Source organism: Marinobacter sp. C7, from assembly GCF_022343555.1.
Lineage (GTDB): Bacteria > Pseudomonadota > Gammaproteobacteria > Pseudomonadales > Oleiphilaceae > Marinobacter.
In genome coordinates, this window is record NZ_JAKQZH010000001.1 from 380,410 (window position 1) to 394,494 (window position 14,085).

The 14,085-nt window shown below is 59.9% G+C and carries 12 protein-coding genes and 1 tRNA gene; 12 read left to right on the top strand and 1 reads right to left on the bottom strand.

Going from position 1 to position 14,085, the window contains the following annotated elements; genetic code table 11:
* Positions 1–18: 18 nt before the first annotated feature.
* The 4 genes from dapB (at position 19) to greA (ending at position 6,223) form a co-directional block, all read left to right on the top strand.
* Positions 19–822, top strand: coding sequence for a 4-hydroxy-tetrahydrodipicolinate reductase (dapB, locus tag MD273_RS01730; protein ID WP_239036051.1), 804 nt, complete (start codon positions 19–21; stop codon positions 820–822).
* Between the two features lie 486 nt (positions 823–1,308).
* On the top strand, positions 1,309–2,439 hold the full coding sequence (gene carA, locus MD273_RS01735) for a glutamine-hydrolyzing carbamoyl-phosphate synthase small subunit (protein ID WP_239036052.1): 1,131 nt from the start codon (positions 1,309–1,311) through the stop codon (positions 2,437–2,439).
* An 81-nt stretch (positions 2,440–2,520) separates the two neighbouring features.
* A complete protein-coding gene (gene carB / locus MD273_RS01740; RefSeq protein WP_239036053.1) occupies positions 2,521–5,739 on the top strand; it encodes a carbamoyl-phosphate synthase large subunit in 3,219 nt (1,072 codons plus the stop codon).
* A 4-nt stretch (positions 5,740–5,743) separates the two neighbouring features.
* The gene (gene greA / locus MD273_RS01745) at positions 5,744–6,223 is read left to right on the top strand and encodes a transcription elongation factor GreA (RefSeq protein ID WP_285229108.1); all 480 of its coding nucleotides are present in this window, start codon (positions 5,744–5,746) and stop codon (positions 6,221–6,223) included.
* Positions 6,224–6,469: 246 nt separating this feature from the next.
* Here greA and yhbY read toward each other — a convergent pair whose 3' ends face one another.
* The gene (gene yhbY, locus MD273_RS01750) at positions 6,470–6,781 is read right to left on the bottom strand and encodes a ribosome assembly RNA-binding protein YhbY (protein ID WP_239036054.1); all 312 of its coding nucleotides are present in this window, start codon (positions 6,779–6,781) and stop codon (positions 6,470–6,472) included.
* Between the two features lie 165 nt (positions 6,782–6,946).
* On the opposite strand from yhbY, the gene rlmE reads away from it, so the two are divergent.
* The 8 genes from rlmE (at position 6,947) to rimP (ending at position 14,083) form a co-directional block, all read left to right on the top strand.
* Positions 6,947–7,567 (top strand): 23S rRNA (uridine(2552)-2'-O)-methyltransferase RlmE, encoded by a 621-nt coding sequence (gene rlmE / locus MD273_RS01755; protein WP_239036055.1) that lies wholly within the window; start codon positions 6,947–6,949, stop codon positions 7,565–7,567.
* A gap of 191 nt (positions 7,568–7,758) precedes the next feature.
* On the top strand, positions 7,759–9,702 hold the full coding sequence (gene ftsH / locus MD273_RS01760; protein WP_239036056.1) for an ATP-dependent zinc metalloprotease FtsH: 1,944 nt from the start codon (positions 7,759–7,761) through the stop codon (positions 9,700–9,702).
* A gap of 88 nt (positions 9,703–9,790) precedes the next feature.
* The gene (folP, locus tag MD273_RS01765; RefSeq protein ID WP_239036057.1) at positions 9,791–10,621 is read left to right on the top strand and encodes a dihydropteroate synthase; all 831 of its coding nucleotides are present in this window, start codon (positions 9,791–9,793) and stop codon (positions 10,619–10,621) included.
* Complete coding sequence (glmM, locus tag MD273_RS01770; RefSeq protein WP_239036058.1) at positions 10,621–11,964, top strand: phosphoglucosamine mutase; 1,344 nt, start codon at positions 10,621–10,623, stop codon at positions 11,962–11,964. The genes folP and glmM overlap by 1 nt, the downstream gene beginning before the upstream one ends.
* A gap of 75 nt (positions 11,965–12,039) precedes the next feature.
* Positions 12,040–12,804, top strand: coding sequence for a triose-phosphate isomerase (tpiA, locus tag MD273_RS01775; protein WP_239036059.1), 765 nt, complete (start codon positions 12,040–12,042; stop codon positions 12,802–12,804).
* Between the two features lie 18 nt (positions 12,805–12,822).
* Positions 12,823–13,200, top strand: coding sequence for a preprotein translocase subunit SecG (secG, locus tag MD273_RS01780; RefSeq protein WP_239036060.1), 378 nt, complete (start codon positions 12,823–12,825; stop codon positions 13,198–13,200).
* A gap of 8 nt (positions 13,201–13,208) precedes the next feature.
* Positions 13,209–13,293: transfer RNA gene (locus MD273_RS01785), tRNA-Leu, on the top strand.
* Between the two features lie 328 nt (positions 13,294–13,621).
* The gene (gene rimP / locus MD273_RS01790) at positions 13,622–14,083 is read left to right on the top strand and encodes a ribosome maturation factor RimP (RefSeq protein WP_239036061.1); all 462 of its coding nucleotides are present in this window, start codon (positions 13,622–13,624) and stop codon (positions 14,081–14,083) included.
* The last annotated feature ends 2 nt before the right edge of the window (positions 14,084–14,085 follow it).

Here is a 14,085-nt window from a genome sequence, read left to right on the forward strand (position 1 = left end):
AACAAGGGAAAAGTGAACATGAGGGTAGCAATCATCGGCGCCGCCGGGCGCATGGGCAAAGTCCTGATCGAAGCCGTCGACGGCACCGAAGGTCTGGAACTGGGCGCCGCCGTGGTCGAGCCCGGCAGCAGCCTGATTGGCGCTGACGCCGGCGAACTCAGCGGCATCGGCAAGACCGGCATCAAAATGGTCGGCAGTCTGGCCGACGCGAAGGACGACTTCGATGTGCTCATCGACTTCACCTTCCCGGACCTGACCCTGGAAAACGCCGAATTCTGCAAGGCCAACGGCAAAATGCTCGTCATCGGCACCACCGGCATGTCCGATGCCGAAAAACAGCAGCTCGCGCTGGCGGCAGAGTCCACCCCGGTGGTGTTTGCCCCCAATATGAGTGTTGGCGTCAACGTGGTCCTCAACCTGCTGCGCACTGCCGCGGCGACCCTGGGCGACGACTACGACGTCGAAATCATCGAGGCCCACCACCGCCACAAGAAGGACGCGCCCTCAGGCACCGCGCTGCGTATGGGCGAGGTGGTTGCCGATGCCCTCGGTCGTGACCTGAAAGAGTGCGCCGTCTACGGCCGCGAAGGCTTCACCGGCGAACGCACCCGCAAGGAAATCGGCTTCGAAACCATCCGGGCCGGTGACGTGGTCGGCGACCACACCGTCCTGTTTGCCACCGAAGGCGAGCGCATCGAAGTGACCCACAAAGCGAGCAGTCGTATGACGTTCGCCAAGGGTGCCATGCGGGCGGCGTTGTGGCTGGAGGGTAAGTCGGCTGGTTTGTACGACATGCAGGATGTTCTCAACCTTAAAGGATGATGCCCCCTTTGCCTGAGGCTCCCTCTGCGGGCTGTCTCTGAGGCAGGGGATTGGGCTCCTTCTTCCGGGAATGTTGAAGGCCACGGATGGCCTGAAACAAGCGCACATGGGTGAGGCCGAGCGTTTATGAAGCGGAGCTTCATGCGACAGCCGAACGGCAGCAATCTGTGATTGCTGGCTGGACCCCGAAGGGGGGCTCGTAGCGGTTCCCGGAAGGACGACTCCAAGCGCCTGCCGGATTACCGGTCAAGCTCCCGCCGGTGCTCCGTCCAAACACGAGGGAGGGACATTTCTCGTGGACAGAAAGCGCCATATTTCCTACAATAAGGCGATTTATTTGCACCAAGCGTAGCTTTGAGAAGCTTTTAAGAGTTTTATGAAAAGCGGGACGGAGTTTTTACTCCCTCTCGCTTTTTTGCGACCTGAATTTGCGCTTGCGTTCCTGTTCGTGACGAACTTATCCGCCACTCGATGAGGATACAAGCCTTGAGCACACCAGCAATCCTTGCACTCGCAGACGGAAGCCTCTTCTACGGCACCGCCATGGGCGCTGACGGAGAAACCAGCGGCGAGGTGGTGTTCAACACCGCCATGACCGGCTATCAGGAAATCCTGACCGATCCGTCCTACTCCCGCCAGATCGTCACCCTGACGTATCCGCACATCGGCAATACCGGAGTGAATGAAGAGGATATCGAATCCGATCGTATCCAGGCCGCCGGCCTGATTATCCGCGATCTGCCCCTGCTGGCCAGCAACTGGCGCAGCCAGGGTAGTCTGCAAGACTACCTGCGAAGCAACAACATTGTTGGAATTGCCGACATCGACACCCGCCGCCTGACCCGAATCCTCCGGGACAAGGGCTCCCAGAACGGCGCCATCGTCGCCGGCGAAAATGCCACCGCCGAGCGCGCCCTGGAGCTGGCCAAGGCGTTCCCCGGGCTAAAAGGCATGGACCTCGCCAAGGAAGTCACCTGTGACAAGACCTGGCAGTGGAGTCAGACCGAGTGGAGCCTGGATTCAGGCTATGGTGAGCGCACCGAGGCGAAATTCAAGGTGGTGGCCTGGGATTACGGCGTCAAGCTGAACATCCTGCGCATGCTCGCGGCCCGTGGCTGCGACATCACGGTGGTACCGGCCCAAACGCCGGCTTCGGAAGTGTTGGCCATGAATCCGGATGGCATCTTCCTGTCCAACGGCCCCGGTGACCCCGAACCCTGCGATTACGCCATCAAGGCCATCCAGGAAGTGCTCGAAACCGAGATCCCGGTATTCGGCATTTGCCTCGGTCACCAGTTGCTGGCCCTGGCCAGCGGCGCCGGCACCATGAAAATGGGGCACGGCCACCATGGCGCCAACCACCCAGTGCAGGACATTGCCAAAGGCACCGTGATGATCACCAGCCAGAACCACGGCTTCGCTGTGGACGAGGCAACATTGCCCGCAAACGTTGAGGCGACTCACAAGTCCCTGTTCGACGGCACGCTGCAGGGCATCCGCCGGACCGACAAGCCGGCTTACAGCTTCCAGGGCCACCCGGAAGCGAGCCCCGGTCCTCACGACGTGGCGCCCCTGTTTGACGAGTTTATCCGCCTGATGGAAACGCGATCCGCCTGAGTGCGGATCGCCCCGGAAAGCTCACAGGCGCCGCGTTTTGCGCTGCAAGAATTCAAAAGTTGCTGACAGGTTTACCAAGACATGCCAAAACGTACAGACATCCAAAGCATCCTGATCCTGGGCGCCGGCCCCATCGTGATCGGGCAGGCGTGCGAATTCGACTACTCCGGAGCCCAGGCCTGTAAAGCCCTGCGTGAAGAGGGCTACCGGGTCATCCTGGTGAATTCCAACCCGGCCACCATCATGACCGACCCGGTCATGGCCGACGCCACCTACATCGAGCCGATCACCTGGAAGACGGTCGAGAAGATCATCGAGAAAGAACAGCCGGACGCACTGCTGCCCACCATGGGTGGCCAGACTGCGCTGAACTGCGCGCTGGACCTGGAGAAGCACGGCATCCTGGAGAAGCATGGTGTCGAGATGATCGGTGCCAACGCCGACACCATCGACAAGGCCGAGGACCGGGACCGCTTCGACAAGGCCATGAAGAAAATCGGGCTCGAGTGCCCGCGTGCCACCATCGCCCATTCCATGGAAGAAGCCTGGAAAGTGGCTGAGGACATCGGCTTTCCGTGCATCATCCGTCCGTCCTTCACCATGGGCGGTTCCGGCGGCGGTATCGCCTACAACAGGGATGAGTTCGAGGAAATCTGCCAGCGCGGTCTCGACCTGTCCCCGACCAACGAGCTGTTGATCGACGAGTCCCTGATCGGCTGGAAAGAGTACGAGATGGAAGTTGTTCGCGACAAGAACGACAATTGCATCATCGTCTGCTCCATCGAGAACTTCGATGCCATGGGCGTGCACACCGGTGACTCGATCACCGTGGCCCCGGCCCAGACCCTCACCGACAAGGAATACCAGATCATGCGGAACGCCTCCCTGGCGGTCCTGCGTGAAATCGGCGTGGAAACCGGGGGCTCCAACGTCCAGTTCGGTATCAACCCGGACACCGGCCGCATGGTGGTGATCGAGATGAACCCTCGGGTGTCCCGTTCCTCCGCGCTGGCCTCCAAGGCCACCGGTTTTCCGATCGCCAAGGTGGCGGCGAAGCTGGCGGTGGGCTACACCCTGGACGAATTGCAGAACGAAATCACTGGCGGCGTGACCCCGGCCTCGTTCGAGCCGTCCATCGACTACGTGGTCACCAAGATTCCCCGCTTCACCTTCGAGAAATTCCCCCAGGCCGACGCCCGCCTGACCACCCAGATGAAATCCGTCGGTGAGGTCATGGCCATCGGCCGCACCTTCCAGGAATCCCTGCAGAAGGCCCTGCGCGGTCTGGAAGTGGGCTCCGAAGGCTTCGACGAGAAACTCGAGGACCTGGATTCCGAGAATTCCCGGGAAACCCTGACCCGTGAACTGAATGTGCCCGGCGCCGACCGCATCTGGTACATCGGCGATGCCTTCCGCGCCGGCATGAGCGTCGAGGACGTGTTTGCCCATACCAAGGTGGACCCCTGGTACCTGGTGCAGATCGAGGACCTGATCCGTGAGGAAGAGGCCCTCAGGAGTGCGGGCAAGGCCGATATCGATCAGGCCACCCTGTTCCGGCTCAAGCGCAAGGGCTTCTCGGATGCCCGACTGGCCAAGCTGCTGGGCATCTCCGAAGTGAGCCTGCGCAAGCTGCGCCATGACTTGGACATCCGCCCGGTGTACAAACGGGTGGACACCTGTGCCGCGGAATTTGCCTCCGACACCGCGTACATGTACTCCACCTACGAGGAGGAGTGTGAGTCCGACGCCTCCGACCGCGACAAGATCGTGGTCATCGGCGGCGGTCCGAACCGGATCGGGCAGGGCATCGAGTTTGATTACTGCTGTGTGCACGCGGCCCTGGCCATGCGTGAAGACGGCTACGAAACCATCATGATCAACTGCAACCCGGAGACCGTGTCCACCGACTACGACACCTCCGACCGGTTGTACTTCGAGCCCATCACCCTGGAAGACGTGCTGGAAATCATCTACGTCGAGAAGCCCAAGGGCGTGATCGTCCAGTATGGCGGTCAGACCCCGCTGAAGCTGGCTCGTGGCCTGGAAGCGGCGGGCGTGCCCATTATCGGCACCAGCCCGGACGCCATCGACCGCGCCGAGGACCGGGAGCGGTTCCAGCAGATGATCACCCGCCTGGGCCTGAAACAGCCGGAAAATGCCACTGTGCGCAGCCACGAAGAGGGCATCCTGGCGGCCCGGGAGATCGGATACCCGCTGGTGGTGCGTCCGTCCTACGTGCTGGGTGGCCGGGCCATGGAGATCGTCTACGACGAGACCGAGCTGGTGCGTTACATGCGCAATGCCGTGCTGGTCTCCAACGACAGCCCGGTGCTGCTCGATCACTTCCTGAACGCTGCCATCGAGGTGGACATCGATGCCATCTGTGACGGAGAGGATGTGGTCATCGGCGGTATCATGCAGCACATCGAGCAGGCCGGCGTACATTCCGGTGACTCCGCCTGTTCATTGCCGCCGTACACCCTGTCCCAGCAGGTTCAGGATGAGATGCGCGATGCCGTGAAGAAGATGGCTATCGAGTTGGACGTGGTCGGTTTGATGAACGTACAGCTGGCCTGGCAGGACGGCGAGATCTACGTGATTGAGGTGAACCCGCGGGCGTCGCGCACCGTGCCGTTTGTCTCCAAGGCCATCGGCGTGTCCCTGGCGGCGGTTGCAGCCCGGGTGATGTCTGGCAAGACCCTGAAGGAGCTTGGCTTCACCCAGGAGATCGTGCCGAGCTACTACGCGGTGAAGGAATCCGTGTTCCCGTTCAACAAGTTCCCGGCCGTGGATCCGATCCTGGGCCCGGAGATGAAGTCCACCGGGGAGGTCATGGGCCTGGGTGACAGCTTTGACGAGGCGTTTGCCAAGGCGGCACTGGCGGTCGGTGAGCGCTTGCCGGAGAAGGGTACCGCCTTCATGTCCGTGCGTGACGTGGACAAGCCTGGTGCCGCCAGGGTTGCCCGGGATCTCGTCGATGCCGGCTTCAGGATCATTGCCACCACCGGTACCGCGAAGGCGCTGGAAGCCGCGGGGATCGAGGTTGAGCGGGTGAACAAGGTCCGTGAGGGCCGTCCGCACATCGTCGATGCCATCAAGAACGGCAAGGTACAGCTGATTATCAACACCACTGAAGGTCGTAAGGCGATTTCCGACTCGGCACAGATCCGCCAGTCCGCGCTGCAGACCAAGGTGACCTATACAACGACACTGGCGGGCGGCGAAGCCTTCTGCCGGGCCATCAAGTTTGGCCCGGAGCGTACTGTTCGTCGCCTCCAGGACCTACACGCAGGAAAGTAAGACTATGGCTGACAGAGTACCCATGACCAAGGCGGGTGAGGCCCGCCTGCGCGAGGAGCTTAAGAAGCTGAAGTCCGAAGATCGCCCGCAGGTAATCGCGGCGATTGCTGAGGCCCGCGAACACGGCGATCTCAAGGAGAACGCCGAATACCACGCCGCGCGTGAACAGCAGGGCTTCATCGAGGGCCGGATCCAGGAAATCGAAGGCAAACTCGCCTCTGCCCAGGTGATTGACGTCACCACCATGGAAAATACCGGCAAGGTCATCTTCGGCACCACTGTTCATCTGGTGAACGTGGACACCGACGAAGAAGTGACCTACCAGATCGTCGGCGAGGACGAAGCCGACATCAAGGAAGGCAAACTCTCCATCTCTTCCCCGATCGCCCGTGCACTGGTGGGCAAGGACGAGGGAGATGTGGTGGCGATCCGTGTGCCGTCCGGTACCGTGGAGTACGAGATTGCCGAAGTGGAGTACATCTGAGGGTGTGAGTTGAAAACGGGGTCAGATGAAAACGTTCATCAGACCCCAAGATCAGAGTCCGGGGTTCTAAAAAGGGGTCAGAAGAAAGCTTTCTTCTGACCCCAACTTGGCGGTCCCGGTTTGAGGTTAGGTCCAGCTCCGGGGTCAGATGAAAGCCTTCATCTGACCCCATCTTCACCCCGGATCTCAGGTACAAAAAAAGCCGGCTACGGTCCCCCGCAGCCGGCTTTTTCTTTAGGACCGGGTTCAGTGCTTGTGCCGAAGCAGGTTGGACAGCTTCGGATTGGGTTTCTTCGCCCGGCGCAGAAGCACAGCAATCTTGCCAATGGTCTGTACGACCTCGGCCCCCGAGGCGTCGCACAGGGCGCTGATCGCCTCCTGGCGGGCTTCCCGGTCCTGGCTGGCGACCTTGATCTTGATCAGTTCGTGATCGTTCAGTGCGCGCTCCAGTTCTTCCTGGAGTCCCTCGGACAGGCCTTTGTCTCCCACGATGATCACGGGTTTCAGGTTGTGGGCAATGGCCCGGTATTCCCGGCGCTGTTCCGGTGAAAGACTCATGATGTAATCTCTTTATAGGTGCAATTAACAAAAGGTCAGCGGCGTAAACGCTGGCATAATCGTATAATTCGCAGATTGTAACAGATCGTCCGGCCCCGCAAATGCTTGTTAACCCGTATCGATGCTGGCCGCGGTGGTCTGTCCCGGAAAGTTTTGGAGGTAGGTTTGGCTCGGTCCAAGTCCAGCGACCGCTGGCTCAAGGAACATTTCGACGACGTTTGGGTCAGAAAGTCGCAGGAAGAAGGGTATCGCTCCCGAGCCAGCTACAAACTCGTTGAGCTGGACAAGAAAGACAAGCTGTTCCGGCCGGGGCAGCTGGTGGTGGACCTGGGTGCCGCGCCCGGTGGCTGGTCACAAGTTGCCGTGGAGCGCGTCGGTGACAAGGGAGCGGTGATCGCCAGCGACATCCTGCCCATGGATCCGATCGCCGGTGTCGATTTTGTCCAGGGCGATTTTACCGAGGATGAAGTCTTCGAAAGATTGCTGGGATTGTTGGGTGACCGAAAAGCGGATGTTGTAATTTCCGATATGGCACCCAATATGAGTGGTATGGCTGCGGTAGATATTCCGCGGGCGATGGGGCTGGTCGAGCTGGCCCTCGATATGGCCCGGCAGGTACTGCGGCCCGGTGGCGTGTTTGTTGCCAAGGTGTTTCAGGGTGAAGGCTTTGATGCATTGCTGGCTGACATGCGCGACAGCTTCAAGACCGTTGTAAGCCGGAAGCCGGACTCTTCCAGGGCGAGGTCGAGAGAGATCTACCTGGTGGGGAAGGGTTTCAAGGGGTAGCGTGGAGTCAGGTTTGAAGTTGGGGTCAGATGAAAGCTTTCATCTGACCCCGTTTTCAGATCGGCCCCGATGTTGCCCCTCCCTGTGGCCGCTACGGATGGGCCGTTTCTGGTGGACGGGCGTACAATTGGTGTAAGGTGTCGGAAAAGGTTGTCTTTGCGAAGACTCCCTCAATTCACAGGTGATGATCCTTGAACGATATGGCAAAAAATCTGGTTCTCTGGCTGATAATAGCCGCCGTGCTGCTGATGGTGTTTCAGAATTTCTCTCCCACCACCACCGGCCAACAAGTCAACTATTCCCAGTTCGTGGAAATGGTCCAGCAGGGCCAGGTTCAGCGGGTGACCATTGACGGTCTGGAAATTCAGGGTACCCGCGGGGATGGTTCCCAATTCCAGACGATCCGGCCGCAGGTGTCGGATAACAAATTGATGGACGACCTGCTGGCGAACAACGTCGAGGTCATCGGCAAGGAGCCTGAGCGCCAGAGCCTGTGGACGCAGTTGCTGGTGGCCGCGTTCCCGATTCTGATCATTATCGCTCTATTCGTCTTCTTCATGCGCCAGATGCAGGGCGGCGGTGGCGGCAAAGGCCCCATGTCGTTCGGCAAGAGCAAGGCGCGCCTGATGAGTGAAGACCAGATCAAGACCACGTTCGCGGATGTCGCCGGTGTCGACGAAGCGAAGGAGGACGTCAAGGAGCTGGTGGACTTCCTGCGGGATCCGAGCAAGTTTCAGCGCCTGGGCGGCAGTATTCCCAAGGGCGTGCTGATGGTCGGTCAGCCGGGTACCGGTAAGACACTGCTGGCCAAGGCCATTGCCGGCGAAGCGAAGGTACCGTTCTTCTCGATCTCCGGTTCCGACTTTGTGGAAATGTTCGTGGGTGTGGGTGCGTCCCGCGTCCGTGACATGTTCGAGCAGGCCAAGAAGCAGAGCCCGTGCATCATCTTTATCGACGAGATCGATGCGGTCGGTCGTCATCGTGGCGCCGGCATGGGTGGTGGTCACGATGAGCGCGAGCAGACCCTGAACCAGCTGCTGGTCGAGATGGACGGCTTTGAAGGTAATGAAGGCGTCATCGTCATTGCAGCCACCAACCGGCCGGACGTCCTGGACCCGGCGTTGCTGCGCCCGGGTCGTTTCGACCGTCAGGTAGTGGTTGGCTTGCCGGACATCATCGGCCGTGAGCAGATTCTGAAAGTACACATGAAAAAGGTACCCCTGGCAGACGGCGTGGAGCCGGTGCTCATTGCCCGTGGTACCCCAGGATTCTCCGGTGCGGATCTTGCCAACCTGGTGAACGAGGCTGCCCTGTTTGCCGCGCGTCGTAACCAGCGGCTGGTGTCCATGGAAGAGTTTGAGCTCGCCAAGGACAAGATCATGATGGGCGCCGAGCGGAAGTCCATGGTGATGAGCGAGAAGGAAAAGCGGAACACCGCTTACCACGAGTCCGGCCATGCGATCGTTGGTCGGCTGATGCCGGAGCACGATCCGGTCTACAAGGTAAGCATTATCCCCCGTGGGCGCGCCCTGGGTGTGACCATGTTCCTGCCGGAAGAGGACAAGTACAGCCACAGCAAGCGTTTCCTGATCAGCTCGATCTGCAGCCTGTTCGGTGGCCGTATCGCCGAGGAATTGACCCTTGGGTTTGATGGTGTGACCACCGGCGCATCCAATGACATCGAGCGTGCGACCAGTCTCGCCCGCAACATGGTGACTCGTTGGGGGCTGTCCGAGAAGCTGGGCCCGCTGCAGTACGACACCGACAGCGAAGAGCCTTTCCTCGGGCGCTCTGCCGGCCAGTCGCAGACGGTTTACTCACCGGAAACTGCCCAGCGGATCGACGAGGAGGTGCGTAACATCATCGATACCTGCTACGAGACTGCCAAGCAGATCCTGATCGACAACCGGGACAAGCTGGACATGATGGCGGAAGCGCTGATGAAGTATGAGACCATCGACCGCTACCAGATTGATGACATCATGGAAGGCCGCGAGCCGCGTCCCCCCAAAGGTTGGGGTGGTAGTGGGCCGGCCGGTGGCGCCCAGGCCGGAGAGCCGGAAAAGGCTCCCGAGCCCAAGGGCTCTGACGACGGTCGCCAGCCTGGTGTCGGTCGACCGGCAGGAGAGCACTGACCCGCTCCCTGATCAATAACAGGTCGATTGAATGCGCCGCCCGGACTCCGGGCGGCGTTTGTTTTTGTTACCTCAGAAAAGGTTTGCTATGGAAATGAACTTTGCCGGACGGGTGCTGGACATGTCCCGCTGTCATGTCATGGGGATTCTCAACGTCACCCCGGATTCCTTCTCCGATGGCGGGCAGTTCAATTCCCGGGATGCCGCCATGCTCCGGGCCCGGCAGATGGTTGCCGATGGCGCGGCCTTTATTGACGTCGGTGGCGAGTCCACGCGGCCGGGCGCGGCGCCGGTGTCGCTGCAGGAAGAGCTGGATCGGGTCTGCCCGGTCGTCGAAGCGATTGCCCGCGAGCTGGATACGGTGATTTCCGTGGATACCAGTTCTCCGGAAGTCATGGCCGAGACTGCAAAGCTCGGTGCCGGGTTGATCAACGATGTTCGCGCTCTTCAGCGCCCAGGCGCCCCGGAAGCGGCAGCCGCGGCAGGGATTCCTGCCTGCATCATGCACATCCAGGGTGAGCCGGATACCATGCAGGACCGGCCTGAGTACCGCAACGTCCGCCGGGAAGTGAGTTCCTTCCTGACCGAGCGCATGCGAGTGGCAGAGCAGGCCGGGGTTCGCCCGGAGAACATCGTCCTCGATCCCGGATTCGGTTTCGGCAAGAGCCTGGAGCACAACCTCCAGTTGCTTGCTTCCATGGAGCAGCTTCATATTCTGGGGCACCCCTTGTTGATCGGCATCTCCCGCAAGTCCATGCTGGGCCAGATTACCGGCCGGGAGGTCGATCAGAGGTTGCCCGCGAGCATCGCGGCCGCGACAATAGCCGCCATGAAAGGTGCCAGCATCGTGCGCGTTCATGATGTCAGGGAAACAGTTGATGCCGTCAAGGTTGTGGCGGCAATGAAGGAGGCGGGTTAATGTCCGATCGCAAATATTTTGGTACCGACGGCATTCGTGGCCGGGTCGGTGAATTTCCGATCACCCCGGAATTCATGTTGCGCCTGGGCTGGGCTGCCGGTCAGGCGTTCAAAAAGGACGGTCAGCGCAACAGTGTGCTGATCGGAAAGGACACTCGGTTGTCAGGTTACATGTTCGAATCCGCACTCGAGGCAGGCTTGGCTGCCGCTGGTGTCGATGTAAAGCTGCTCGGCCCTATGCCGACACCGGCGATCGCCTATCTCACCCGGACATTCCGCGCTTCCGCCGGCATTGTGATTAGTGCCTCCCATAATCCGCACCACGATAACGGCATCAAGTTCTTTTCATCGGCCGGCGCCAAGCTTGATGATGCGCTCGAGGCCGAGATCGAGCGCTGGCTGGACCGTCCGCTGGAGGTGTGTGAGCCGTCGGAGCTTGGCAAGGCCTTCCGGGTGGATGATGCTCCCGGTCGCTACGTGGAATTCTGCAAGAGTACTGTGCCGAACGAGTTCACGATGGACGGGCTTCATATTGTCCTCGACTGTGCTCACGGCGCCACCTATCACGTGGCCCCCAAGGTTTTCCGCGAGCTGGGTGCCCGGGTATCGGTGATTGGTGCCGATCCCGACGGTCTGAATATCAATCTGGGTGTCGGCTCCACTCATCTGGAGGCGCTCAAGGCGGCGGTACTGGAAAAGAAGGCGGATCTGGGGATTGCATTCGACGGCGATGGCGACCGGGTGCTGATGGTGGATCGCGATGGCTCTGAAGTGGATGGCGATGAGCTCCTCTACATTATCGCTTCCCAGCGCCATGCCGAGGGTCGCCTGAAGGGCGGGGTGGTCGGCACTTTGATGACCAATCTGGGCGTCGAGCTGGCGCTTAAAGATGCCGGCATCGCCTTCGAGCGTGCGAAGGTGGGGGATCGCTACGTGATGGAGCGGCTCGTGGCCAATGACTGGGTGCTGGGCGGCGAAGGTTCCGGTCACATGGTGATCCGGGACTGCACCACGACCGGTGATGGCATTGTGTCGGCCCTGCAGGTGCTGCTGGCTATCCGCAAATCCGGCCAGACTCTGGCCCAGCTGCGCGAAGGTATGACCAAGCTGCCCCAGAAGATGATCAACGTCCGGGTGGCGGAACGTTTTGATCCTCTGTCCCGCGACGACATCGTCTCAGCTCTGCGCCAGGCAGAAGCCGAATTGGGTGAGGCTGGCCGGGTCCTGCTGAGGGCGTCGGGAACGGAGCCGTTGATCCGGGTCATGGTGGAAGGGCAGGTCGAGTCCGACATCACCCGGGTCGTTGAAGAACTGGCCGGGGTAGTCGAGCAATCGACCCGGTAATTTTGTATTTTCAGGCGGTTGTGTGAGGGCGGGGACTGCTGTATAGTTCGCCCTCCCTTACGTTCGGGAAGAGTTATGCGTCGCAAGATCGTAGCCGGAAACTGGAAAATGAACGGGTCTTCGGACCTGGCAAAGCAGCTTGTCGGTTATGTGCGGGCTGAGCTGGACACTCTTGATAATGGTGTGGAGGTTGTTATTATTCCTCCGGCCCTGTACGTCCGGGATGTGCTTGATCAGTCAGGCGGCAGCGTGGGCGTTGGTGTTCAGAACGTAAGCCAGTGGGCATCCGGTGCCTACACCGGTGAAACAGCCGCCGATATGGTGAAGGATCTGGGCTGTGGGTACGCTCTGGTCGGGCACTCCGAACGCCGGCAGTACTTCGGTGAATCGGATGAAGTCGTTGCGGCGAAAGTCGAGCGTGTTCTGGCCAGTGGGGTTGCCCCCGTTGTTTGCGTCGGTGAAACGCTGGAGCAGCGAGAGGCTGGTGAAGCTGAGTCGGTCGTAGCTGCTCAGGTACAGCAGGGTCTTTGCCGGGTTGCAGCCGATCAGTGGTCGAGCATCGTTATTGCGTACGAGCCCGTCTGGGCGATCGGTACCGGGAAAACGGCCACGGCGGAAGATGCTCAGAACATGCATTCGGCAATCCGTAAGGTGTTGGCCGATATTGGGGCGCCGGCAGAGAGCATTTCTCTACTTTACGGCGGCAGTGTAAAAGCGGATAATGCGGCCGCTTTGTTTGCCGAGCCCGATATTGATGGTGGGCTAATCGGCGGTGCATCGCTGATTGCAGAGGATTTTGTGAGTATTTGCCGGTCGATGCCGGCAGGTACCAAAGGCTAAAGGTTCGCGGGATTCGTTATGGATTGGTTGGAAACACTGGTAGTCGTTGTGCACGTGGTGATTGCCGTCGCACTGGTGGGTCTGGTCCTGATCCAGCAGGGCAAGGGCGCCGACGCCGGTGCAGCATTCGGTGGCGGTGCGTCCCAGACCGTATTTGGTAGTCAGGGCAGCGGTAGCTTTCTGACTCGTCTGACCACGATCCTGGCGATCGTGTTCTTTGTGACAAGTTTTTCGCTGGCGGTGTTTGCCAAGCAGCGTGCCGAGGTGGCTGGTGAAGCCGGGATTCCGGTAGTCGAGGAGTCTTCCGAGCAGGCACCGGTAGAGCAGGCTGCGGACTCCGCAGAGAGCAGCGAAGCCGAGAGCGGGAAGGGTTCCGATCTTCCCGAGCTCGAGTAAGAGGTGTTGCCCGGGTGGTGAAACTGGTAGACACGCTATCTTGAGGGGGTAGTGGCGCAAGCCGTGCCGGTTCGAGTCCGGCCCCGGGCACCATTTATAAGAAAAAACGGCTTGGATCTTCCAGGCCGTTTTTTTTGGTCAGTCCTTGACCAGTCCGTTCGGCGTCTCTATACTCCGGCGGATATTGGAGCCGGTGGGCTGTTCCCCGGTTTCCTGGCAGGCCAGGTGTCTGTCAGCAGGAGGTCATGCTCGTAGTGAGAGCGGCTTTCTGTGAGTTCTTGCAACAAAAGGCCCCAATTTCAGGGGCTTTTTGATTAAGGGGCCTGGCGTACCGGGCCCTGGTGCATAAAAAGGGCTGATCAACAGCCCTTTTTTTGTTTGTAGGGCCGGTAAAAATTCCTGAAATGGAGATGGCATAACTTTGTCAGCCAAGCTTAAACAACTGGAAGATCTCCTTCGGCCAATTGTCGAGGGGCTGGGATATGAGTTCTGGGGGATTGAATTCCGCTCCCAGGGGCACCACTCCCTGTTGCGTGTCTTTATTGATGATGCCGAAAACGGTATCGGTATCGACGACTGTGAAAAAGTCAGTCGCCAGATCAGCGGCGTGATGGATGTGGAAGATCCCATTCAGACCGAGTACACCCTGGAGGTTTCCTCCCCGGGGATGGATCGCCCGCTGTTTCGCCTGGAACAGTATCAGGCTTTTGCCGGCCATCAGGTCCAGATCCGGCTGCGCATGGCCTTTGAGGGGCGTCGCAAGTTCCAGGGCCTGATCAAGGGTGTTGAAGGAGACGATGTGGTGGTTGTGGTGGATGACCACGAGTACCTGTTGCCGTTCGACAGCATTGAAAAGGCACACATCGTCCCGGTTTTTGAATGAAT